Here is a 24225-nt window from a genome sequence, read left to right as displayed (position 1 = left end):
TTACTTAACTTTGAAGTAATGGTCGTATTTTTTTATCTACAGCATCACGTGCTCTAAATATTCTAGAACGTACTGTACCAACAGGACATTCCATAATAACGGCTATTTCTTCGTAACTTAATCCTTCAAGCTCCCTTAAATTTATCGCTGTGCGTAAATCTTCAGGTAACTGCTCAATTGTATTAAATACTACTTTTTTAATTTCGTTCGTTAATAATAATTTTTCAGGGGATGCGTTTTCTCTTAATGCATCTCCACTATCATAAATCTCTGCATCTTCAATTTCAACATCTGAACCTGGTGGTTTACGTCCAGTTGCTACTAAGTGATTTTTAGCACAATTTACGGCTATTCTATAAAGCCAAGTATAAAAAGCGCTATCACCTCTAAAATTAGGTAATGCTCGATATGCTTTGATAAAGGCTTCTTGCACAATATCAGGCACATCACTTTGGTTTTTTACATATCGTGAAACTAAATTTGCTACCTTATGCTGGTATTTTGATACCAAAAGGTTAAAAGCATTTTTATCACCACTCTGTACGCGTTCAACTAATTGTTGGTCAACGTTTTGTTCACCCATCCGAGCCCTTTCCTCTAAATAATACTTAACTTCTTAACATCTGGCTCATGACAAACGCATTAATTAGGACTGCCCTAATATGAAAAAGTTCGAAAAAAAATAATAAATGTAACAATAAATTAAAGAATAGCGCTATAAGCCTTTATTTTTACTGTTATAGACATTGAATAAAAGTTAATATCTTAAATCATATAGTACATCAATATTGAAATATTATGAACAAACAACACAACTGTGACGTATTAATTATCGGAAGTGGCGCAGCAGGTTTATCTCTTGCTTTACATTTATCCAAAAATGCTGACGTTGTAGTGCTCAGTAAATCACGAGTAAACGCAGGTTCTACCTACTATGCACAAGGTGGAGTAGCCGCGGTATTTGATGAAAATGATAATATAGATTCACATGTAGCAGACACCTTAGTTGCTGGTGCGGGTTTATGTGATGAGGATGTTGTGCGTTATACCGCTGAAAATGCTAAAGAATGCATGGAATGGCTTATTGGCCAAGGTGTCAATTTTGATAAAGAAGAATCTACAAACACCGATGTAAAATACCACTTAACTCGTGAAGGCGGGCATAGCCACCGTAGAATTTTGCATTCAGCCGACGCTACAGGCAAAGCGATTCAAACGACCTTGGTTGATCAAATCAAAAACAATAACAGAATACGTTTATTCGAACGTTATAATGCAATCGATTTGATCACCAAAACAGATAAAAATAAAAAATCTGAATGTATTGGTGCTTATATTTGGAATAGAAACACAGAAAAAGTTGAAAGTATTGCCGCTCAAAAAATCATTTTAGCCACAGGTGGCGCAAGTAAAGTATATCAATACACCTCTAATCCTGACGTTGCTAGTGGCGACGGTATTGCTATGGCTTGGCGAGCAGGCTGTAGAGTAGCCAATATGGAATTTAACCAATTTCATCCTACGTGTTTATTTCACGCAGAAGCAGGAACGTTCTTATTAACGGAAGCTCTGCGCGGTGAAGGTGCATTGCTACGACGTCCTGATGGTAGTCGTTTTATGCCCAGCTTTGATGAGCGAGCCGAGTTAGCACCAAGAGACATAGTTGCACGAGCAATCGATTACGAGATGAAGCGCTTAGGTGCAGACTGCATGTATTTAGACATCAGTCATAGACCTGATGATTTTATCAAGCAACACTTCCCTACCATTTACCAAAAAATACTCAAACTCGGTATTGATATAACTAAACAACCTATTCCTATTGTACCTGCCGCTCATTATACCTGCGGTGGAGTAATGATAGATAAACAAGGAAAAACCGATCTCAACAATTTATATGCAATTGGTGAAGTTGCTTATACGGGGTTACATGGCGCAAATAGGCTAGCAAGTAACTCTTTATTAGAATGCTTAGTATTTGCGCGTGGTGCCGCGCAAGATATAGAAGAAACCCTAAAAAGAAAAGTTAAATACATCGCCCTTCCAGCTTGGGATGACAGCCGCGTAACGGATTCTGATGAAGAAGTTGTTATTCAACATAACTGGCATGAACTACGATTATTTATGTGGGATTACGTGGGTATTGTAAGAACAACTAAACGATTAGAACGGGCTTTACATCGTGTTGAATTATTGCAAAGAGAAATAGACGAATATTATCAAAACTTTAGAGTAAGTAATAACTTACTAGAACTACGTAACTTAGTACAAGTGGCTGAGCTTATAATAAAAAGTGCGATGGAACGTAAAGAAAGCCGCGGCCTGCACTACACATTAGATTACCCAGAATTAAGTAACGAAATTAAAACAACTATTTTAATACCAACTCCGTTAATAAATTAAGCTATTTAAACCAGTAAAAAAGGTCTATTAATTATTGGGTGTGGTATCGCACCTAGTCAGCATGAAAGGCATTTCGCTTAATTACACGGCATAATTGAGAATAATGATAATCAGAAACACTACTTTTAAAAATAAAGTGGGTTTCTGATTTTACTTTATTATCCTTTTCACAACTTAAACATAGCCAACAACCGAATATACCTACTCGGCTATTCAAACCCATTTCATACTGTTGCTTATTTAATTCAACAATATTATCAGGCAGTAATATAAGTTCTTTGAGAAAATACTGAGGTGTTGAACGCACCTTAGAATAAGACGCGCTAAAAAAGCTAATAACAACCATAAAAAATATAATAGCTGTTGTAGCAAGTAGCTGTATTAAAACAGGGTTAAGCTCAAATAATAAAACACTCGTTAACATTACCGCTAATAAATAAACCACAGAAAAAACAATGATCCTAGGGAATATCGACGAGTATATTTTTATCTTAAAGCTTAACTCGGTTGAGTATAAGTTGGACCAAGGAGTTAAGTTCACTGTCTTCACACTTTTCATGTCCCATAAACCAAGCAAATAACTCAGGATCTTGGCAAACGAGTAAACGTTCAAAAATAACTTTATTTTCTTCAGAAAGATCGTCGTAAGCTTCATCTACAAAAGGTAAAAGTAGAACATCAAGCTCTAACATTCCACGACGACAAGCCCATCGTAATCTTGGTTTATTATCTAATAGGGTCATACAGCACCAGTAAAATTCAAAGTAAAAGTAAAGATATGCGCCTATTCTAACAATTTAGTTCATATAAGCTTGTATTTTTTTTAATTGGCCTTATTAATTAACTAATGTTTTTCGCAAAAAATGCCACATTTCATGACTATAAAAATAGATCAATCTTTACCTTCGCTTGAACAACTCCCTAGTGTTTTTGCTATTACGCTTGATGATTTAGCCGCAATATCTTTAACCGGTGAAGAACAAAATAAATACCTACAAGGGCAAGTCACTTGTGATGTTAATAGCGCTAACGAAAATAGCTTACTTAATGGCTCTCATTGCGATGCCAAAGGCAAAGTATTTTCAGCTTTTCGTTTTATTATGCGCAACAAAGCCAACTTATTAATACAACCAAAAGCAACATTAGCCGCATCACTTGCCGAGCTAAAAAAGTTTGGCGTATTTGCTAAGGTCTCCATTGAAGCAGTTGAAAACCTAACTTATATAGCCGTTTGCGGGCAAGAGGCTAAAACAACATTAGCTCAACATTTTTCAACCTTACCATGCGAAAGCTCTCCTGTTGAAACTATAGATTCTACAACGCTTGTTTATATTGAAGGGCAAATACCTCGATATATAATCATTAACGAAGCAGACAAAATTTCAGCGCTTGCCAGCAAACTCAATATAACCACCTATGCTCATGCGGTTTGGAACTTACTTGAAATTAGCGAAGGATTTCCTACATTAAACGAATCTTCAATTTCAGCTTACGTTCCACAAATGTTAAACTTGCAGGCAGTCAATGCCATTAGCTTTACCAAAGGCTGTTACTTAGGCCAAGAAACCGTTGCAAGAATGCAATACCTTGGTAAAAATAAACGCGCGTTATATAGCTTAAAAGGCAATGGCGACGTAGTAATTAGCGCCGACAGCATTATTGAAAAACAACTGGGCGAAAACTGGCGCAAAGCAGGCGACCTACTAACAAGTTATACTGCCGACAATGGTGACTATTACCTGCAAGCCGTATTAGCAAGCGACACCGATGAAACAACAAACCTTCGCATTAAAGACGCGAATGAAGCATCATTACATATACAACCTTTACCCTACACTTTAACTACTCAGGACTGATTTAATCAGACATTATTATGAAAATTACTGCAAACAAAGTCGCCGTTATCCATTACGCTGTATCAAATGGTGAAGATACATTAATTGATAGCTCATACGATCACGAACCACTATCTATCATTCATGGTACAGGTTACTTAATTCCTGGATTAGAAAATGCGTTAGAAGGACATGAAGTAGGTGATAAATTTGAAGTAACAGTATCTCCTGAAGAAGGTTACGGCGAACGTTTTGACGACTACGTACAAACAGTACCAAAAGAAATGTTTGCTGAAATTGATGATCTAGAAGTTGGCGCACAACTACGTGCAACAACTGACGACGGCGAACAAACAGTTATAGTAGTTGATATGACAGACGACACCATTACCGTTGATGGAAACCACCCATTAGCCGGTATTGAATTAAAATTTGAAGTTGAAGTATTAGAAGTAAGAGATGCAACGGAAGACGAACTAACTCACGGCCACGTTCATGGTGAAGGCGGTTGTGGACATACTCACTAGGCAACTGATTTATTAGGTGTTGTAGAGCAACCTAATCAGAAACATAAATCCCGCTATTTAATGGTTTAAATAGTGGGATTTTTATTTTCAAGGTTTATTGAATTCATGGTGTTTTCTGGTAAGTTCTGACTATTGAAATGAATGTCATTACGAGACATTTTCATTATAAGTTATTAGAAGTTTTATCAGGGATGGTGTTCAATTGAAAAACTTATTAATTCTCATCGTTATTTGTGGGGCTGCATGGCAGTTCTACTTTAAAAACAATGCCCCAGTCGAAACCACTCACAAAAAAATAATATCTGAATTATCAAATAGCGATGCTATAAAAACATTAGCTCAAGCTAAAGAGATAACTAAACCCAAAGCCACCTATAAATGTGATGGTAGACAACATTGTTCTCAAATGAAATCATATGAAGAAGCAAAATACTTTATCAGTTACTGTCCTAATACAAAAATGGACGGTGATCATGATGGCATTCCTTGTGAAAGACAATTTAATAGATAAGATGTTTTCAGTAAAGATAGCCTCCTGAACTCGCTGATATGGATGAAGAGCTAATTGCAGGCCCTAGAAAAATAGAAGATATTCCAATTGAGAAAGCAGAAAAGAAAGGGCTAAATCAATTAAGCAATTGATTATATTCATAACTTGGCTAAGTTTCTCAAGTCGACTATTTACAAATGGTTCCTAACTATTTCAAACATTAATTTAGTCTATGCATAAAGAATCAAGGAATTGAATTGTTAAATATAGCCAAACGTATACAAATCATAGAATCTCTAGTATTAGAAGATACTGCGCAAAGTTTAACTTATGCGGCTTTAGAAAGTAGATTAACAATTGAGTTTATATTCTATGAAAGATTTAAGCTTTCACATTCTCATTTATCTTCAGAAGATCTTAAAGATTGGAGACCTAAAAATATATTAAAACAGGTATTGGAAGAAATTAATGAAAATGTAGATAAAGGTTTTACTGTCTCAATTTCAAAAGACCCCATACTAGGTAAGCATCCTTCGACAAAAGAAGAATATGAATCTATCGAATACGTTCCTTTAGGAGAACAATCTGCAATTAATTTAAATCTCTTAAACAGATTTTGGCAAAGCTTTTCTGGTTTAGCTCTTCATATTCCTGTTCCTACTATCTGCTCCGGTGAAATAGAAATTTATGGAGATAAAAGTAAAACAAAAAATAAACTTGAAAAGTTTTTAACGTATTTATCGAAAATAAAAGATGGTAACCTTTTGATGGGAGGCATGGAGGGAGTAGATTTTTGTTTTAATTGTTATTCCTGCGACAGTTTAATAAAAAAACCAGTTAAGTATATAAAGACATCTATTATAGCTAATTGTATTAACCTTAAATGTAATGAAAGTTATCTCATAGAACATGATATAGAAAGCAGGTATAAAATTACAAAACGTTGTATTAAATTACAGTGTAATGAGTGTAAAAAAGACTTAGAAGTACCAACCAATATTTTCAAAAAACTTAAATTTGAAGAGCAATTACAAATTAATTGTGTGGAATGTAAAACCCATCAAACAATAATCATGTATCCTTTAATTAAAAGTAATTCATAATGAAAATTCATTGACTAACAACTTTAAAAATCACCATGGAAACACTTTAAAATCAAAAGAATCTACTCTGCCTCACCTATCACTCCATCAACGCTTGCACTTTCCCTTTCACTTCTCCATATTTCAGCGCTTCACACATTGCAAAGCCTGACAGCTTTTTCACTTTTTGTTTAGTAAACATAGGGACGGTTAACCCTACTAAAAATTGGCAATAAATACTGATAGGTAAATCGATTATGCCCGCAGCTTTTAAGTGTTCAGTTAACTGTACACAGGCATCGCTTATAGTGTTGTCGTCTGGCCATTGGGGGGTTGATGAATATGCTAATTTTGCGACTTTGCCTAAACACACGGAGCAATGATTACAGTTTTCAGGGCTTTGTTTGTCGTCAAAATACAGCGATAAATTTTTACTTAAACAACGGTCTAATTCAAAAAATCGAATGAGTGCAGCTATGCGGTTAATCTCGCTTTGTTCTTTTTCAGTAAAATACACAAACACTTGCTGTGCTAAATCAGGTGAATTAAGTTGCTGTGGAACGACTTGATACACTTCTGTCATCTTTTTAGTTTGTAGTTCGATTAATTTTTTCTCATGTAAATAATCTAAAGCGGTTACTACGCGAGAACGACCAAATTAATCTAGTCGCTCTACTTGATCAAAGTTTTATTTAATTGATCAGACAAGTGTTTGAAAAGCTGTTCATTATTTCTTTTGCTTTTTTAATTGTTACTTCCATCTGTTTTACATGGTTTATATGAAATTCAGCAAAATAAATTTTATTTTCTTTTGTTGCTACCCGAATAATAAAAATCTCCTCATTCTTATTTATATCCGAATGCAACTCCTTAAAATTAGCTTTAAGAACGAACTCTAACCCATTAATATTTGACAGAATAATAGGGCTAGCTTCTGCAAGCCTATTAGAGTAAAAGAATTTGTCTTTAAGCCTGTAACTATAATTATCAAAGAATTGTTTATAAATATCTTGAGATTTATCTAAATCTTCAATACCTTTTAATAGGTGAAGATTATCACTTTTATCCAATTCATAAATAGACAAATTCCAGTAACTATCATGTAACATAAAGTTGACCGATGCCTTTTTTATACCCTGATTGATTTCAGTTGATACATCAACGTTGGGTATTTTAAATTTTTCGACATTACATGTTAGTGAGTCAGCAGCAAAGGTTGTTTGAATATTGAATAATATAAAAAAAAATAAAAAATTAACGCTTTTCATTTAGCTTATTCTCCAATCTAACTATTTTAAAGGTGGAATAAACGAATTGTACAATAGAGAAAATAAAAACAGCATAAAATATATATTCTTTATCTTGAATACTTGAGTTATTGAAAAAGGTAATACCTCCAACAATGGTCACCACCAAATAAACGACAGCAAAAATTCTATTAAATAACATAAAACCTACTTTTAATAAACGGGGGAGGTTTTTAATTGACTTCTGTTTGTTATTTCTTGATTGACCTTTTCAAGTTCTGAGCTGTTAAACAAGAAAGCTCCCCAAAGAACTAATGTTACAACCCCACCTCTAGTCATTCTTTTTCTTTTCCATGTGTCTTGTATTATTGTTTTAACTCCTACTGCGGAAGCCGTTAAACCAATAATACCCGCATAACGATTGATACTATCATGAAAGTTACGGTCATTTAATAACTCATCATTACTTAAAGACCAAACTCCCCACTGAGGATTAACACTTATATCAAGTATTAAATTCACTAACTGTCCCTCTAAAGGTTTATTTTTATTACCAACTTGCCTAATCAGAGACATAGCCTCTGTTTTTTGAATTCGATTAAGATGTCTATATAATATTACTCCTGACATTGCTTCTAGTTCTAACTGTCCTCCATCCTTAACAAAAGAGAATGGTATGTTTGTTATTTTAGCTAAGTGTCGGAGCTGTTCAGGTAGGTTTTTTGGTAAAATATATGGTAATTTTGACTTGTTCATTTATATCCCTTTTAATCTATCTTCCTAATTTACCAAATAATATTAACCCTTTTTTTTATAGACAACAATAAATTCTCTTTCCTATTTTAATTTCTGTTACTTAAGGTGGTTTTAGACGAATTTAGGCTCAAAGTTAACATCATATGATGATAAATCAACATCCTCTATAAGCTTGTTACTACTATTGTGGATACAGATTTATGGAGTGTAACCATGATGTTGTAGCCAAATTAACTCAGCCACAACAAACTCTATAACCTCACCTAACTCCCCATCAACGCTTGCACTTTCCCTTTCACCTCTCCATATTTCAGCGCTTCACACATTGCAAAGCCTGACAGCTTTTTCACTTTTTGTTTAGTAAACATAGGGACGGTTAACCCCACTAAAAATTGGCAATAAATACTGATAGGTAAATCGACTATGCCAGCAGCTTTTAAGTGCTCGGTTAACTGTATACAAGCATCACTTATGGTGTTGTCGTCTGGCCACTGTGGTGTTGATGAATATGCTAATTTTGCGACTTGGCCTAAACACACGGAGCAATGATTACAGTTTTCAGGGCTTTGTTTGTCGTCAAAATACAGCGATAAGTTTTTACTTAAACAACGGTCTAATTCAAAAAATCGAATGAGTGCAGCTATGCGGTTAATCTCACTTTGTTCTTTTTCAGTAAAATACACAAACACTTGCTGTGCTAAATCAGGTGAATTAAGTTGCTGTGGAACTACTTGATACACTTCTGTCATCTTTTTAGTTTGTAGTTCGATTAATTTTTTCTCATGTAAATAATCTAAAGCGGTTACTACGCGAGATCGATCACATTGATACTGCTGCTGTAGCGAGAGAAAGTCAGGCTCCCCCCATATTTTTTTAAACTGTGTATTAGCAAAAACCGCTTGTAAAAAGGTTTTTCGTTCTCCTTCAAACATGGCTACAATGTCATTTTCTTTCGCTAAAAATTTATATTTAAATTCAGCGAAGTAAGCATGTTTAGGCGTTAACATTCCCATTAGCTCTAATTGTACGAGTAAGGTTTTTAACGGTAGTTGACGAATATTAGTGTCGTTAGAAAGACCTGTTATTTGCACTTCCCATTGGTTGTGCTGACTTTCTTTTTTAATATTTTCGAGCAGTAGCTCAATACTATTTAGCGTTGGTGTGTCGCCATAAACAAAATTTTCAAGGGTATGTAAGCTGTCTAAATTAGCTAGGGTAATACAATTTGATTGCTGCCCGTCTCGCCCTGCTCTTCCTATTTCTTGGCTATAGTTTTCGATAGATTTAGGTAAGTCGTAATGCACTACAAAACGAATATCTGATTTATCAATCCCCATACCAAAAGCAATAGTGGCGACCATTACGGGAATATTACCACTCATAAAACGTTGTTGAATATCTTGCTTTTTATCGTCAGCAAAACCCGCATGATAGGCTTGAGCATTAATACCTTGCTGTTGCAGGTATTGCGCAACAACTTCAGCAGTTTGCTGCAAAGTAACATAAACAATACCGCAGCCACTTTGCTGATTAATGGTATTAATTAGTTCTTGGTTTTTATGTTGCTGAGCAACAGGTACAACCGATAAATTTAAGTTGGCTCGGTAAAAACCTGTTTGCACTATATGTTGTGGTTGAATAGCAAACTTAGCTGCCATATCTTTTTTTACTTTTGCGGTGGCGGTTGCCGTAAGTAACAATACTTGCGGTATGTTTAATTCGTTTTTATAAGCAGGTAATTTGAGGTAATCGGGGCGAAAGTTATGACCCCATTCTGAAATACAATGAGCTTCATCAACCACTAACTGTGAAATAGCTACCGATGAGATAAAACGCCTAAATCTTTCATTTTTAAAACGCTCTACCGACACCATAAGTATTTTAATGTTACCTGCTTTTACGTTTTGAATAACTTGTTGATGCTGTTCAGCACTTAAAGAAGAGTCAATGCTAGCAGCCGGAATACCTTTAGCTTCTAAAAAGGTGAGTTGATCTTTAATTAACGCTAATAACGGCGATACCACTAAGGTTAAATGAGGCAAGTGTAAGGCGCTTAGTTGATAACAAAGCGACTTACCTGAACCTGTAGGAAAGATAGCAAGAGACGATTGCCCATCAATTAATTGCCTGATGGCTTGCTCTTGTCCTTCTCGAAAGCCATCAAAACCAAAAACCTGTTTTAAATTAGAAAGTAACTGCAAAAAAATGACCTTATTTATAAATAACGAAAAAATACATATTAACGAATAAAGTGACTATTTATTTAGTTGAATAATAGTGGCTTTGAATACGTGCGCAATAACCCACTAAGTTATCATATTTTTTAGCTAATAAATTAAAGTCACTTGAATAGTCTACTAATAAAAACTGGCAAAGAATTGAATAAGCCGTTACATCAAAACTTGATATAGACTCACCAAAGAAATAATCCTTATCACCTAATAGGTTAGATAATGCCGCTAAAGATTGATCGGTGATAGATAACACTTCATCTCGACTGTGGCGTGCAACACCTTGGGAGTCTAATTTTTTAATGGTTTTTTTACGAATAACGCCAGCAGCAATATTGTTGATTGGAAAAGGAATACCCGCAAAAAAAGTCTCTTTGCATATAGGCCATGTTTTATCGTCGGCCCAGCGTGAATACACTAAACACCAATATAGATTTTCGTCTAACGACTTTGTTAATAAATAAGCCGTTGCTTTTTGCTCAGGAGTTAAAGACTTGTCGATATTTATCGCGTACTTATTATTGAGGTATTCAATAATAAAAGCTGAATCACCAATGGCTTGGTTATCATCTTCAATAAAAGGGAGTTTACCTTTGGGTGATTTTTTTAAGTTATTTATACCACTTTTAACTTGGTAATCTAACTTAGCAATTCGTAAATACAAATCAACCTTCACAACAAACGGGCTTGCATCCATAACACCGAAAGCTGGACCAAAACTATATAAAGTAATCATGTATGTAACACTTCCTTAATACTAATAATCAGCAAAAATCTATAGTAAAACAGTGTAGTTTACTATTCATTTTTACCTAATACATTATTAAAAAATAAAAGGACGATTGAAATACCCCCTTTACTATCAAGCTCATAACATTGTTAGTTTAGTATGATAAAAAGTCATTAGATTTTTATTTTGATATATATTCGGAAATATTAGAAATAAATGAGGGAATTATGAATATCCCCAAACCACTCTTGTTACTATTAAGTGCTCATTTTCCTAAATAGCACAAGTAAGCAACAGTGTTAATCTGCACTTTATCAAAAGCCTGTAATAACCAGTATTACAGGCTATTATACAATGCAATATCACTTAATTAATTTAGCACACTGCGTTGTGTTTAGTTACAGGCTTCACCCATAACGTTCCCACTTCTGCCTTAATGATTTTAACCTCAGTGTTTGCTTCTATTTCTTGTTCAGATTTTAGCTTCCACATAATGCCTGAAAACTTATAGTCAGGGTTTTCATGTAGGCTTATCGCTTCTTCTGTCATAAAACAAACACCCACAAAATCACTATCAACTTCTTTATTATCAGTATCGCCTTGCATGCGTTTTAAGGGCTTCCATAAACTAAAAGCTAATATTGCCGTGAGCAATGCAGTAGACATTAATACACTGTTATAACTATGAGGTAATATATCTAACCAGAGGGCAGTTCCAGTTAACACCATAGCTAAGCCCATAAAAAACAATATAAAAGTAGCAAAACCTAAAATAACTACTTCAACGGTTAATAATAACAAACCTATGGCAACTATGGTTTCAGCTAAATATTGTGTAAGCCACTCATTCATTATTATCTACTCCCATTCAGTGCACTTATAATGGTGGTTGCTTGTGCTACGAGCGAACTTGCCTCTGTTGCACTGTCAGGTAATAAAACAATACTCGATTCTTTAGCGATAGCAGCTTTTGCAGCAATCGCTTTGGTGGCAAGATCTAATTGAACGGCTTTTTGTCCTTGATCTGTTGAAGCAGCTTCACCAATAACTTTTAATGCCAATGCTTGTGCATCAGCAACCGCTATTATTGCTTTAGCTTCACCTTCAGATTGTAGTATTTGTTCTTGTTTTTCACCTTCGGCAGCCAGTACTTGCGCCTGTTTTTGCCCTTCTGCAATATTAATCGCTGACTGTTTTTCACCTTCAGATTCAAGTATTTTAGCGCGACGTTCTCGCTCGGCTTTCATCTGAGATTCCATCGCATGCATAATAGACTGTGGTGGCGTAATATCTTTAATTTCGTAACGTAAAACTGCAACACCCCATACTTCAGCGGCTTCGTTAATAGAGGTAACAATGCGACTATTAAGCATATCTCGCTCTTCAAAAGTTTTATCTAAATCTATCTTACCGATTTCAGAACGCATAGTGGTTTGAGCTATTTGTGTTACCGCAAACACATAATCTTCAACGCCGTAAGTGGCTTTGTATGGGTCTAACACACGGAAGTATAAAACACCGTCAACATGCAAAGAAATGTTATCTTTGGTAATAGCTGACTGACCAGGAATATCGTAAGCCTGCTCTTTTAAGGAACGGTCTGCTGATATTGTATCTACAAAAGGGATAATAAAGTTTAATCCGGCAATTTTAGTTGATTGATACTTACCAAAACGTTCAATAACCCAAGCTCGATTTTGAGGAACAAACTTAATAGATGACTTCAAGGTAATAATAACAAATATTAATATCGCGAAGGGTACAGTTAAAACATACTCAAAAATTATTTCCATATTTTTCTCCTTGCATTGATTATCCCGGGTTCGGGTTAATTAACTCTACCCTATCAATTAACGACATAATATGTCAACTTGCTTTATTTCATCAAATGAAGACTTGTTTATCTAATCTAAGAAAAAATTATAATAAATATAAACTTGGCTCGTTAACGCTAAAATAACAATACTCGATATACTCCACCTTCTCATTGCTTTAGTGGGCCTGTCTTTTTCAGCAACTTCATCAGCGTACATTGCTCTATGGTTTAGCCACGCAATGAATGGCGCCGTTAAAAAAGAGACACTAATTGAAAGATCAATGAAGGTTTTGAAAGACTTTAATAAAAAGAGAATGAGTAAGAGAGCACCTGAAATTTGTATAAACAATGTTGCGTAATAATAACGATTATTTTCAGCTGAATCAGGCGATATTATTTTTTGCATGGCTTGAAAAGCTCTTGGATAACCATCTAAAACCGTCATTAATGAAGAGGTCATAACCGCTATTGCAGCAGCAGATATAAGAGGAATAACCCAATCGCCAATTGCATTAGCAAACATAGTGATTAACATTGAAGCAAAACCAGCGGCACTAGAAGGCATTTCAGTACCGGTATTATAAAGCAAGCCAGCACCTAAAAATAAAAAACAAATGGCTAAAATAAATGTTAAAAAGTAACCAAAATTAAAGTCAAAACGTGCTTCAGCCATTGTTACTCTTCTGCCTAACTCTTTTGACTTTGCATTCACCCATAACGATTGAAAAATAGAAACACCAACAGCTGTAGGCATCCAACCAATTAACGCAATTAAAAAAAGCACTTGGGTCGTATCAAAACTTAACTCGGGTACATATTGAGCACTTTGCCATGCAAAATCAGGTGCGATCATAAAAACAGCAGCAAAAGTAAATACAGTAAACAACACAACAAAAAAAGTGGCTATGCGTTCTAACAAACGATATTTACCCGATATTAATACCGCCGCAATGGTTGCTAATAAGCAAACAGAAATAGAAACATAGCTATAGTCTAACGAGAATATATTTTTCAATAATCCTGCGGTAACTACTGATAACGCAGCGGTTGCCACAAACATAGTAATAATTGCATCAATAAAATATATAGCAATGCACCATTTACCTTGCTCTCGGTAACTATGCAGTAAAGTGCGCCCTGTTGCCGCAGCATAATCAGTACTTAATCTAAAAGCGGGATACTTTAATAAACAGGCTAATAAAATAAATATAGCCAAACTTAAGCTGTACATTCCGCCAGCTCTTGTTGATTGAATTAAATGAGATGTTCCTACTGCTGTTGCAGCAAGTAATAAACCTGGACCGAGTTTATTTTTAATTTGTATAAAAAAGTCAAAGAAGTTCGGTGGGGATTCGCTAACATTAGCGTTTAAGTGTTTCATAATGTTCACCATTATCCGTCAACTAATACAATAAAAACAAATTGACGATATATAAATTGAAAAGCAAAAACGCTTATATATCAAATTTATTAGTAAATTGACATATAAGCGCTTAAATCATAAATACTTCTGAAGAAAAGTTAGAACTCGTAGTCTACAGATAAATAGTAATTACGCGGGCGAGAATAAATAACGTTTTCGTAACCAATTTCGTTATTCGCATCACCACCTAATTTATAAATTTTATCAGTTAGGTTTTCAACACCGAGAGTAATTTTATAATCATCATTTGAGCTGGTATACACCAGTGCAGCATTATAGGCAGCATATCCTTCTGCTCTTACGTAATCAGAGTTAGCGGCCTCAAATTCTTGAGAGCTTTTATAGACAGCGTCTAATCTTGTAGATAAATATGCTCCACTGTTTAACTCAAACATATAAGAAACACCTAAGCTACCGTTATGTTTAGGCGTAAATACAAACTCGTCATCCACAGTAATACCTGCTGCTTGAGCATCTTCTGATATTTCATCATACTCTGCATCTGTAAAACCATAAGCTAAGTTAACCAGCATTGAATCAACAGGTACCCATGTAATTTCAGTTTCTAAACCTTTAATGGTTGCTTTTGCAGCATTAGTTTGGAAAGTAGCAATACCGCCTCTATTTGCAGCTACGATCATATCGGTATAATCACTATAGAAAACAGCTGAGTTAAAGCGAAGTGAATCACTAAAATCAATTTTCACTCCCATTTCATAGGTTGTAACTTTTTCAGGATCAAAAGTAGGCAAACATTCATTACCATCACCACATTCACCATTACCTTGAGCAATTAATGCTTGTGCTTCAGGCGTAGTAAAACTTGTATTTGTTATACGCCACTCAAAACCACCTGATTTAAAACCAGTAGAAACTGTACCATAAAGTTTAACATCTTCACTTGCATCATAACCGACACTTACTCGCCATGTTGTTTCGTCGAATGAAATGGTATTTTCTACATTATCGATTAAGTAATCCGTTGTATTTATTGAACGACGAGGAATAGTTGCAGTGGTTGAATCACAATCAGTTGTTGGTGAAGTAGGACGTAAATCTATAGAACAACCGGGAAAGGCGAAATCGTTAGGTGTTGCATTTTTTTCTTCGTTTGTATAACGAGCACCAAGTGTTAAGCTCCATTTTTCATCTAGATCATAAGTCCCTTCAGCGTAAACTGCGTAGTTTGAGTTATCTGTAATTCCACCGATGTGAATAGGATACAACGTACCTTGTAGCGCACCATCAAAATCAAGCTGATTATCTGACTCTTCTTCATAATAAAAAGCGCCAGCAACCCAAGTTAACTTTTCTGATATACCATTTAGCCTAAAGTCATAAGAGGTTTGCTCAGAATCAAAAGACTCACGATTTTCAAAAATATTTAACGTTGTTCCATCAACTTGACGAGCAATATTAGCTTCTAATTGACGATGAGCAACAATAAAGGTCGCATCAATATTTTCGTTTACAACATAATTGGTGCCAAGTGATACGCCCCAAGCGTCAATATCATTTTGAGATAATGTGTTTTCACCCGTTTTATAAGGGCCCAATTGTTGCGACTCATTATAACAATCTGTACCGACTGAACTATTTCCTTCAACACAACCTTGAGATGTCGAGTTAGGCGCAAAACCAGAAAAACCATTAAAGCCATTCCATGCGCCAGGTAAGGTTCTGTTATCTACATATTTAGCATTAACTTCTGCAGATGACTCTTCACGCTCTCTTATGTAATCAGCAATAAACTTAAAACTTAAATCAGCCGTTGCGTTATAAAGTAGCTTGGTTCTGAAACCCTGAGCATTGGTATTACCGAGTTTTTCGCTGTCAGGTACGTTAACGCGTTCAACAGTACCGTCTCTATCACGCGACATCAGCGTCATAATACCACTTACATTGTCACTTAAATCGCCAGCAACGGTTGCAAACACATCAAGTCGCCCCTGATCGCCCACCAAAACACGTACTTTGCCATTGTCATATTGATCGGGATCTTTAGAGGTAAGTGAAATTGCACCACCTATAGTATTACGACCAAATAATGTTCCTTGTGGCCCTCGTACAACTTCGACACTTTGCACGTCGGCAAGATCAAGTACTGAACCTAATGTACGTCCCATGTATACATCATCAACATATATACCAACACCAGGGTCAACTACAGGCACATAATCGTTTTGACCTATACCTCGAATATAAACAACCGCATTTGAAGATGAACCAGAAACCGCTCCAGATGTACTAAAACTTACATTAGGTGCAACACTCGCAATCCCCGTTAAATCAGCTACCCCCATTTCTTCTAATTGGTCACCTTGAATAGACGTGATAGATAAAGGAGTGTCTTGCAAACTCTCAACACGCTTACGCGCAGTAACAGTAATAACTTCAACACCGAAGCTTTTTCCTGACTTAGCTTCTTCTTTTTCTTCTTGACTATTTTCTGGGTTTTGCTCTTGAGCAGATAAATTTTGAGTACCTGCAAGTAACCCAAAAAATGTGGCTAATCCTGTAAAGAATGATTTTTTTATTGTAGTAGTATTTCTCATAGTATTATTTACCAGCTTGTTTGAATCCAAACGTGAAATTGTAATAACTCCACTTTTCGTAAGGCTGCCGGTTAAAGAAGTGTCTGCAAATAAAATACCTAACGCCTCTTGTAAGGTAAAATCTCCATTTACAGGATTTGTTTTTATATTTTCAACATCTTTTGATTGATATAGGACTGATTTTTTTGTTTGTCTAGATAGGGCTTTAATTGAAACTTTTGCTTGTGTTAATTGAATATTCAATGAGTATTTTTTATTGATATTATTCGCACAAACCTGAGTAGTTACAAAGCACATACCAAATAAACAAAAACATAACAGTTTTGTTTTATTTTTTATATCAACCAGCAAAAAGTTTAAAAATATTAAACACTTCTCATGCGGCCTCAAATAGGAAGTACTTTTACTCACAAGAATCCTCTATAAGAAATGTTAATTATTTTTAAGTACTCGTTGAAAATGCTCAAAATGAGAAAGAGAAAGTGCCACTTAACGAGGTAACTAGTAAAAATTATATTTAATATTTGTTGTCGTTTAATTAATTTTACTTAATTGAACATGTTTATCATTGAGATAAGTCACACCAACACCATAGGTTGTTTCTAATGCTTCAAATAAAGGTTTGGTATCGTTTGTACGAAATATGCCACCAAATTTAATATCAAACAAAGACGAATCTATTATTTCAACCTTAACATCAGAATAGCGACTTAGCTCTTGGATAACATCTTTAAGGGGGGTATCTGAAAAATCGAACAATTCATGTTGCCAAGAAAGCTCTCTTTTAAAATCATTCTCTGGCATGTTTTCTACTACACCAATAGGAATATCAGCCGAAATTGAAATATGTTGACCCACTTCTAAAAATACCGGTTTTACAGACAATGAAGGTGTGCTGAGTTGAGATTGTTCTTCATCAATATTATTTTCTTTAGACAACTCAAGTTTAGCAAATTCAACCTTACCTTCTACTACGGTAACTGAAAGTTTATCTCTTAATAAGCTCACGGTAAAAGCTGTACCTACGGCACGCACGTATTGCTCGTCGGCATAAACAAGGAAAGGTCTATTAGGATTATGTTTTACTTCAAAAAGAGCTTCGCCAGACAATAAACGTACCTTTCTAACCTGCTTGGTATAATTAACTTCCAGCTTGGTATTAGTGTTTATTTTTACAATAGAACCATCTGGGAGTTCAACCTCACGAAACTCCCCTATCGCAGTACTGATGAGCATGGGCTGAACTACAGAAAGAGAATTAACATTAAAAAATAACACGCCCATTACGATAAAGGCAGCCATTGCAGTAAGTGCAAAGGGCATTAATCGACTCTTTCTTTTCACTTGAGATTTTACAATACAGTGCTGCTCAGTTGCGGCTTCTTCAATAGCATCTCCCATTTCAGTTAAGACATTAATTTCCATTGAAAGGTTAGCTATTTTCTTTAATTCTGCGGCATGGCGAGGGCTACGTTGGATCCATTCTCTCAGTGCCAATTCATCTGCCGTGGTAAGTTCGCCCGTGCTTAACTGCGCCATCCAAGCACAAGCTTCTGCGGTGATCTCTGTAGTGTCGTTAAAATTTGTACGCTCGCTCATATCTTACACATCTGTTTTAAATTTACTCATTGGGATATTACTATCGGTATTTACTTGTGCTTCTACCGCTTTGCTCTCCATGTACAGATTAATTCGCTTTAACCCTGAGGCGACATGTTTTTCAATTGTACTTATTGAAATGTCTAACTCTACCGCTATTTCTTTGTGCGAATAGCCTTTAACTTTATTTAATATAAACACTTTTTGGCATTGCTTAGGTAAAGTCGTTACCGCTTCCATAAATAATAACATACGTTTTCGACTATCTAAGTTATCTTCTATGGTTGGTTCATTTATTAAGTACTCTTGCGGCGTACAATCCTCTATAAAGTCGATAATAGATTTTGACTCTTTATCAAGCTTTGTTCTAACAATGTTACGTGAAACACCAAATAAAAAAGCTTTATGCTCGTTGATTTTTTTAGACTTCTCGGCCTCTAAAGCCCGTACTACCGTCTCTTGGCAAATATCTTCAATGTCATGTTTGTTAGAGGTAAACCGTCGCAAAAATTGTTTTAAAATTTTCTCATTTCCGAGAAATGTTTCTGCTATGGATAACCCCTTAAAAGGATTTTTCATTATTATTTTCTTCCCCAATATCTGCTGCTGTTATATCAGAGGCAATAATAAAAGTATATTTTAGTCGTAAGATCACATTAAAGCTCGTTGTAAACTTAGCAGGAAATCATACCTATTTAACCTGAACTTTAGTTAACAGGTTATTGGAAGTAAAAACAACGCAGATAGGCGCTTAAATAGCATTACTGAGTAAAATAACTTAACCAGAGTTCAGGTTATTTAACTCATTATTCAAATAGGTTTATTCTTCGGGATATGAAATTACAGTACTCTTTCTAATACTTTATTTTTATGATTTTCTCTTACTCTATATGAAGGAGCACCTCGCTGGCACACAAAGATAGAAGAATGGGTTACTTGCTTAGCTTGCTTTTTAGCGGCTGTAGCCATTTCAGCAATGTCATGGTGCGATAAACATAAATCGAGGTTAGGTTCTACAACCCCCACAGCTAAACTCAATAAAGGATAGAACTGTAATTCGCCCGTTCTAGATTTAGATTTAATTCCCCCAGCGAGTAAATGTTCTTTGGTGTAATACTGCTGTATTTGCTGGTCAAAATCTTCAAGTATTTTTTCACAGCTGCTTCTCCAGTGTTTTCCTTGAAATACAGCAACAAAGTCATCACCACCAATATGACCAACAAAGTCATGTCCCTGACAATGCAGCTGCACAAGATTAGCCACTAACTGAATAATCTGGTCGCCTTTAGCATAACCATATTGGTCGTTATAAGGCTTAAAATTATTTAAATCAAAATAGGCAAAGTGAAAATGTTGTTTACGAGAAATCAATTTATCTACGTGTCTATAAATAGGTACGTTGCCTGGTAGTAAACTTAATGGATTAGCGTATCTAGCATGCTGTAATTGCAACTGCGTAAGTTGTCGCAATAAATCACGCACAGAACCAATGCCTATGTATTTATCTTTTTGCGTTAAAATAAAGTGCCATAGTAATTTTTCATTATGTTCAGAAGTCACCATTTGAGCCACTTCGTCTAATCTTGCATCTACATCAACAATTACCGGATTTTTCAACATCGTTTCTACAACCGGTTTTTTCTCATTTAGCGCTCGACCATAAGGCGTAGAAAACAATTCTAGAATATGATCCCGCAAGATCATTCCAATAGGTTTATGATCTTTAACCACAGGAATTGAATTGATTTTTGGATTTTTATGAAGATAGTCAACAACGTTTTTTGTTAACTCGTTATGATCTAAAGGAGTTAATTGCTGTAATAACGAGCTAGCAACTTGCTCAAAATGAACAGGATAAAGTTGCGAACGCTGCCTATTTTTCAATATTACGGGTAGCTCTAACGGAGGATATAACGCAGGCCTTGCAAATAAAAAGCCTTGGTAAATAGACAAGCCTAACTCTTCTAATTGTTCAAACTCACCTTGGGTTTCAATACCTTCTGCTACTACTTTAGCGTTAATACTTTGCCCCAAGTTAAGAATGCTTTTTATAAACTCTCTTTTTACTGGGTCTTGATCACACTGATTAATAAAATACCGATCTATTTTTACATAATCAGGTTTAACTTCTGACCACAGTTTAAGCCCTGCATACCCTGCCCCCAAATCATCAACCGCTATTTGAAAGCCTAAGTTACGATAATGCAGTAGCGCCGTTTGTAAAAGATCTGACGCATCAATCGGGTATTTCTCGCTTAGCTCAATAACCACCTGCTCGGGCGATAAGTTATGTTCTTTTAAATAAGATAAGGTAACAGCCTGTGGATGGTCTGACTGTAAAAATACCATAGGGCTAACATTTAAAAACAACTTCCCTTTAAGCTGTAATTCTACAAAACGCGCAATAGATATGCGCCTACAAACCAGTTCAAGTTCTGATAAAAGCCCGTGATTTACGGCTTCATCAAATAAAGCTTGCGGGCTATGCAATGGGCTATCAGACGGTCCTCGAATAAGTGCTTCATATCCATACACAGCTGTTTCTTTAGTGTTATAAATAGGTTGAAATAAAGCCGTTAATTGCTCATTTTCAATGATTGTTTGTAATTGCTTTTTCAAAGTAACTTTTCAAGGCGGAGGGTTTTGTACACTTTATAAAACATTCATGTCAGTTTTATTACAAACAAACAATCAAAAGTTAATAAAATGTAAATATTTACAATGAGTTACAAATTTATATTGTGCGAGAATGATATTCATTTTTAATAATATCAATAAAGGCTTTAGCTGCACTTGAAAGAGGATAGCGCCTACGAGTAACAATACCTACTCTACGACTAATAGGCGGTGATGTTAACGGCCTACAAATTACGCCTTGCGCTTGTAATTGTGTTTTACATAAAGACGGCATAGCACTAATACCTAAGTTAATAGATACCATTTGCCCAATAGTGGCGAGCTGATTCGCTTCAAACTCTATATTTAAATCAATATTCTCATCACTTAACGATGTTTCAAGTAATTGTCTAATACTCGATGGACGCTGTAGCGTTATAAAAGGGTATTGCGACACCATCTGCCACGTAATAATATCGTGCTTTAATAACGGGTGTTCTTGTGGAAGTGCAATAATAAAGTTATCAGTAAATAATGGCTCAAAATGCAAATAATCGGCTTCGTCAGGATCAAAAGTTAATGCCAGTTCTACTTGGCCATTGTGTACCATATTTACAGCATCTTCGGCGATTACGTCATGTACTTTAATATTAATTTTAGGAAAGCTTGCTTTAAATTTTTGCAATTGAACCGGTAATTCACTACTGGCAAAAGAAGGCATAGCCGCCAGTGTTAATTTACCTCTATTTAACGAGAACAAATTACCTAAGTCGCTAAAGGCATCGTCCCAATTAATTAATAAGTTTTTAGCTACCGGAAAAAAATTTTCACCTTCAGGCGTTAAAGACACGCTGCGCGTTGAGCGAATAAATAAAGGGCCGCCAACGGTAGCTTCTAAGTTTTTTATAGAAATACTTAAAGCAGGTTGAGACAAATGAAGAATTTCACACGCTTCAGCAAAACTATTGCTTTTTGCAACGGTAACGAAAGCCCTAATTTGTTTTAATGTTACGTTCATCACACTATTCCTAAATAATATGTAAACGTTAATATACATTTAAAAAGTTAATGAATCTTGCTATTTATCAAAAAATACAAATGCAGAACAACATAACAATAAAAATGCTCATAAAACTAAACTTCATCAATTCTTTTTTCAATAACGTAAGTGAAGAAGTACATATTTACCTACCCTTCGATAAAAAACATAACCATTTGATTAATAGATAAAATAATAAAATTCATTAACACCTTTTATATTTAACAAGAGCCTTTCATCCTGCTAAAAATATAGTTAAGTATTCATTCAGGCAATAACCGTATATAGAAAAAATCTATTAAATCATGGATTAAAAAAGTGGCTTTAATAATACTTAAACCATTTACAGTAACGGTAAACATAGCTGTACAAACGCCTGAAGAATTAATGCTTAAGTGCAATTTACTCAAGCAGTCTTACCGCCGTAAACTACAGTTAATCATACATATGAGAAAGTAACTTGAGCTCTGGTTATGTAATAAGTAACAACCTAAAACACAAAAAGTACATTACTTTACATAAACTTATGCATTAACCACGTCAATGTTAAAAGAGGTAATAATGATAGATATTAATTCTCTTAAGTATTCAAACGGCTTTGGCAATGAGCACGAGTCAGAAGCACTTAAAGGCGCTTTGCCTATTGGCCAATTTAATCCTCAAAAATGTCCATACGGATTATACGCAGAACAATTTAGTAGCACCGCATTTACTGCACCGCGTAATACAAACCGTAGAACCTGGATGTACAGAATTCAGCCTTCAATCAGTATGGGTGACTTTACTCCTATTGATAAAGGTTTATTAAGAACTGGGCCGATTACTGAAGTAACATGCCCGCCCAATGTTATGCGTTGGAACGCTTTACCACTACCTACTAAGCCAACTGATTTTATTGATGGTTTAACGACCATGGCTGCTAACGGTAATGCCAAAGGCCAAGCAGGTATTGGTATTCATGTTTATACCGCAAACAAAGGCATGGGTAATCGCTTTTTTTACAGTGCTGATGGCGAAATGTTGTTTGTACCTCAGCAAGGTGAATTAATTGCCTATACTGAATTAGGTATTTTGCACGTAAAACCCGGTGAAATTTTAGTTATTCCTCGTGGTATCACCTTTAAAATAGACCCTGTTGATGGCCCTATTCGTGGTTACATTTGTGAAAACTATGGCCATGCACTGAGCTTAGCAGAACGTGGCCCTGTAGGTGCCAATGGTTATGCTAACGACCGCGACTTTCAATACCCTACGGCATGGTTTGAAGACGTAGAAGGTGATTACCAACTTATTGCTAAGTTTTGCGGTGAGCTACATCAAGCCGCTTTAGATCACTCACCATTGAATGTAGTTGCTTGGGTCGGTACTAGCGCACCTTATAAATATGATTTATCGCGCTTTAATGTAATAAACACCGTAAGTTTTGATCATCCCGATCCTTCAATATTTACCGTACTTACTTCACCTAGTGGTGAAGAAGGTGTAGCCAACGTAGACTTTGTAATTTTTCCTCCTCGTTGGATGGTGGCAGAAGGCACGTTCCGCCCACCTTGGTATCACCGTAATATTATGAGTGAATTTATGGGACTTATTGAAGGTGTTTACGACGCGAAAGAAAAAGGCTTTGTGCCCGGTGGTATGAGTTTACATAACACCATGACACCCCATGGTCCAGAAGCCGATGTGTTCGAAAAAGCCAGCAATGCAGAACTTGCTCCGCAACGATACGAAAATACATTAGCCTTTATGTTCGAATCGCGTTATGTGATTGAACCAACCGAATTTTCCTTAACCACACCCGCTAAACAAGAAAACTATTTAGCTTGCTGGGGCAACATGAAAAAGCATTTTAATGGTAAGAAATAGTTATACCCAA

The 24225-nt window shown here is 35.5% G+C and carries 22 protein-coding genes; 6 read left to right on the top strand and 16 right to left on the bottom strand.

The features are described 5' to 3' along the window. Positions 1-4 precede the first annotated feature (4 nt). A complete protein-coding gene (gene rpoE, locus ACM9HF_RS16755) occupies positions 5-583 on the bottom strand; it encodes an RNA polymerase sigma factor RpoE (RefSeq protein ID WP_076420332.1) in 579 nt (192 codons plus the stop codon). A gap of 215 nt (positions 584-798) precedes the next feature. Here rpoE and nadB point away from each other — a divergent pair, with 215 nt between their 5' ends. After that, positions 799-2403, top strand: a complete 1605-nt coding sequence (gene nadB / locus ACM9HF_RS16750) for an L-aspartate oxidase (protein ID WP_473611704.1) — start codon at positions 799-801, stop codon at positions 2401-2403. A 52-nt stretch (positions 2404-2455) separates the two neighbouring features. Here the strand turns inward: nadB and ACM9HF_RS16745 are convergent, their stop codons facing one another. After that, positions 2456-2848 (bottom strand): hypothetical protein, encoded by a 393-nt coding sequence (locus ACM9HF_RS16745; RefSeq protein ID WP_473611701.1) that lies wholly within the window; start codon positions 2846-2848, stop codon positions 2456-2458. Positions 2849-2894: 46 nt separating this feature from the next. After that, positions 2895-3146 carry an FAD assembly factor SdhE gene (locus ACM9HF_RS16740; protein ID WP_473611697.1) on the bottom strand — a complete coding sequence of 84 codons (252 nt, stop codon included), beginning with the start codon at positions 3144-3146 and terminating at the stop codon, positions 2895-2897. 132 nt (positions 3147-3278) lie between these two features. Here ACM9HF_RS16740 and ygfZ point away from each other — a divergent pair, with 132 nt between their 5' ends. From ygfZ to ACM9HF_RS16720, 4 genes are all read left to right on the top strand, one after another. Next, on the top strand, positions 3279-4259 hold the full coding sequence (ygfZ, locus tag ACM9HF_RS16735; protein ID WP_473611693.1) for a tRNA-modifying protein YgfZ: 981 nt from the start codon (positions 3279-3281) through the stop codon (positions 4257-4259). A gap of 17 nt (positions 4260-4276) precedes the next feature. Continuing rightward, a complete protein-coding gene (locus tag ACM9HF_RS16730) occupies positions 4277-4765 on the top strand; it encodes an FKBP-type peptidyl-prolyl cis-trans isomerase (protein ID WP_077340209.1) in 489 nt (162 codons plus the stop codon). 202 nt (positions 4766-4967) lie between these two features. Next, positions 4968-5276, top strand: coding sequence for an excalibur calcium-binding domain-containing protein (locus ACM9HF_RS16725; RefSeq protein ID WP_473611688.1), 309 nt, complete (start codon positions 4968-4970; stop codon positions 5274-5276). Positions 5277-5512: 236 nt separating this feature from the next. Continuing rightward, positions 5513-6358, top strand: coding sequence for a hypothetical protein (locus ACM9HF_RS16720; protein WP_473611684.1), 846 nt, complete (start codon positions 5513-5515; stop codon positions 6356-6358). 79 nt (positions 6359-6437) lie between these two features. On the opposite strand, the gene ACM9HF_RS16715 is transcribed toward ACM9HF_RS16720, so the two are convergent. The 13 genes from ACM9HF_RS16715 to ACM9HF_RS16655 form a co-directional block, all read right to left on the bottom strand. Next, complete coding sequence (locus ACM9HF_RS16715; RefSeq protein WP_473611680.1) at positions 6438-6920, bottom strand: RecQ family zinc-binding domain-containing protein; 483 nt, start codon at positions 6918-6920, stop codon at positions 6438-6440. Between the two features lie 109 nt (positions 6921-7029). Next, the gene (locus ACM9HF_RS16710; RefSeq protein WP_473611676.1) at positions 7030-7605 is read right to left on the bottom strand and encodes a hypothetical protein; all 576 of its coding nucleotides are present in this window, start codon (positions 7603-7605) and stop codon (positions 7030-7032) included. A gap of 192 nt (positions 7606-7797) precedes the next feature. After that, a complete protein-coding gene (locus ACM9HF_RS16705) occupies positions 7798-8340 on the bottom strand; it encodes a hypothetical protein (RefSeq protein ID WP_473611672.1) in 543 nt (180 codons plus the stop codon). 263 nt (positions 8341-8603) lie between these two features. Next, the gene (locus ACM9HF_RS16700) at positions 8604-10547 is read right to left on the bottom strand and encodes a RecQ family ATP-dependent DNA helicase (protein ID WP_473618324.1); all 1944 of its coding nucleotides are present in this window, start codon (positions 10545-10547) and stop codon (positions 8604-8606) included. A gap of 52 nt (positions 10548-10599) precedes the next feature. Beyond that, positions 10600-11307 carry a glutathione S-transferase family protein gene (locus ACM9HF_RS16695; protein ID WP_473611667.1) on the bottom strand — a complete coding sequence of 236 codons (708 nt, stop codon included), beginning with the start codon at positions 11305-11307 and terminating at the stop codon, positions 10600-10602. Between the two features lie 369 nt (positions 11308-11676). Next, positions 11677-12153: an NfeD family protein gene (locus ACM9HF_RS16690; RefSeq protein ID WP_473611663.1), complete on the bottom strand. Its 477-nt coding sequence runs from the start codon at positions 12151-12153 to the stop codon at positions 11677-11679. A gap of 2 nt (positions 12154-12155) precedes the next feature. Next, positions 12156-13094, bottom strand: coding sequence for an SPFH domain-containing protein (locus ACM9HF_RS16685; RefSeq protein WP_473611659.1), 939 nt, complete (start codon positions 13092-13094; stop codon positions 12156-12158). A 111-nt stretch (positions 13095-13205) separates the two neighbouring features. Beyond that, positions 13206-14498, bottom strand: a complete 1293-nt coding sequence (locus tag ACM9HF_RS16680; RefSeq protein WP_473611655.1) for an NRAMP family divalent metal transporter — start codon at positions 14496-14498, stop codon at positions 13206-13208. Positions 14499-14638: 140 nt separating this feature from the next. Continuing rightward, positions 14639-17338, bottom strand: coding sequence for a TonB-dependent receptor (locus ACM9HF_RS16675; protein ID WP_473611650.1), 2700 nt, complete (start codon positions 17336-17338; stop codon positions 14639-14641). A 291-nt stretch (positions 17339-17629) separates the two neighbouring features. Beyond that, complete coding sequence (locus ACM9HF_RS16670) at positions 17630-18694, bottom strand: FecR family protein (protein WP_473611646.1); 1065 nt, start codon at positions 18692-18694, stop codon at positions 17630-17632. A gap of 3 nt (positions 18695-18697) precedes the next feature. After that, positions 18698-19273: an RNA polymerase sigma factor gene (locus ACM9HF_RS16665; protein WP_473611642.1), complete on the bottom strand. Its 576-nt coding sequence runs from the start codon at positions 19271-19273 to the stop codon at positions 18698-18700. A gap of 261 nt (positions 19274-19534) precedes the next feature. Then, on the bottom strand, positions 19535-21313 hold the full coding sequence (locus tag ACM9HF_RS16660; RefSeq protein WP_473611638.1) for a GGDEF domain-containing protein: 1779 nt from the start codon (positions 21311-21313) through the stop codon (positions 19535-19537). 115 nt (positions 21314-21428) lie between these two features. Then, the gene (locus tag ACM9HF_RS16655) at positions 21429-22328 is read right to left on the bottom strand and encodes a LysR family transcriptional regulator (protein WP_473611635.1); all 900 of its coding nucleotides are present in this window, start codon (positions 22326-22328) and stop codon (positions 21429-21431) included. Between the two features lie 582 nt (positions 22329-22910). On the opposite strand from ACM9HF_RS16655, the gene hmgA reads away from it, so the two are divergent. Next, on the top strand, positions 22911-24215 hold the full coding sequence (hmgA, locus tag ACM9HF_RS16650) for a homogentisate 1,2-dioxygenase (RefSeq protein WP_473611631.1): 1305 nt from the start codon (positions 22911-22913) through the stop codon (positions 24213-24215). Positions 24216-24225: the final 10 nt, after the last annotated feature.

Source organism: Colwellia sp. RE-S-Sl-9 (assembly GCF_048296855.1).
Classification (GTDB): domain Bacteria; phylum Pseudomonadota; class Gammaproteobacteria; order Enterobacterales; family Alteromonadaceae; genus Pseudocolwellia.
This window is presented reverse-complemented; position numbering and strand designations above follow the sequence as displayed.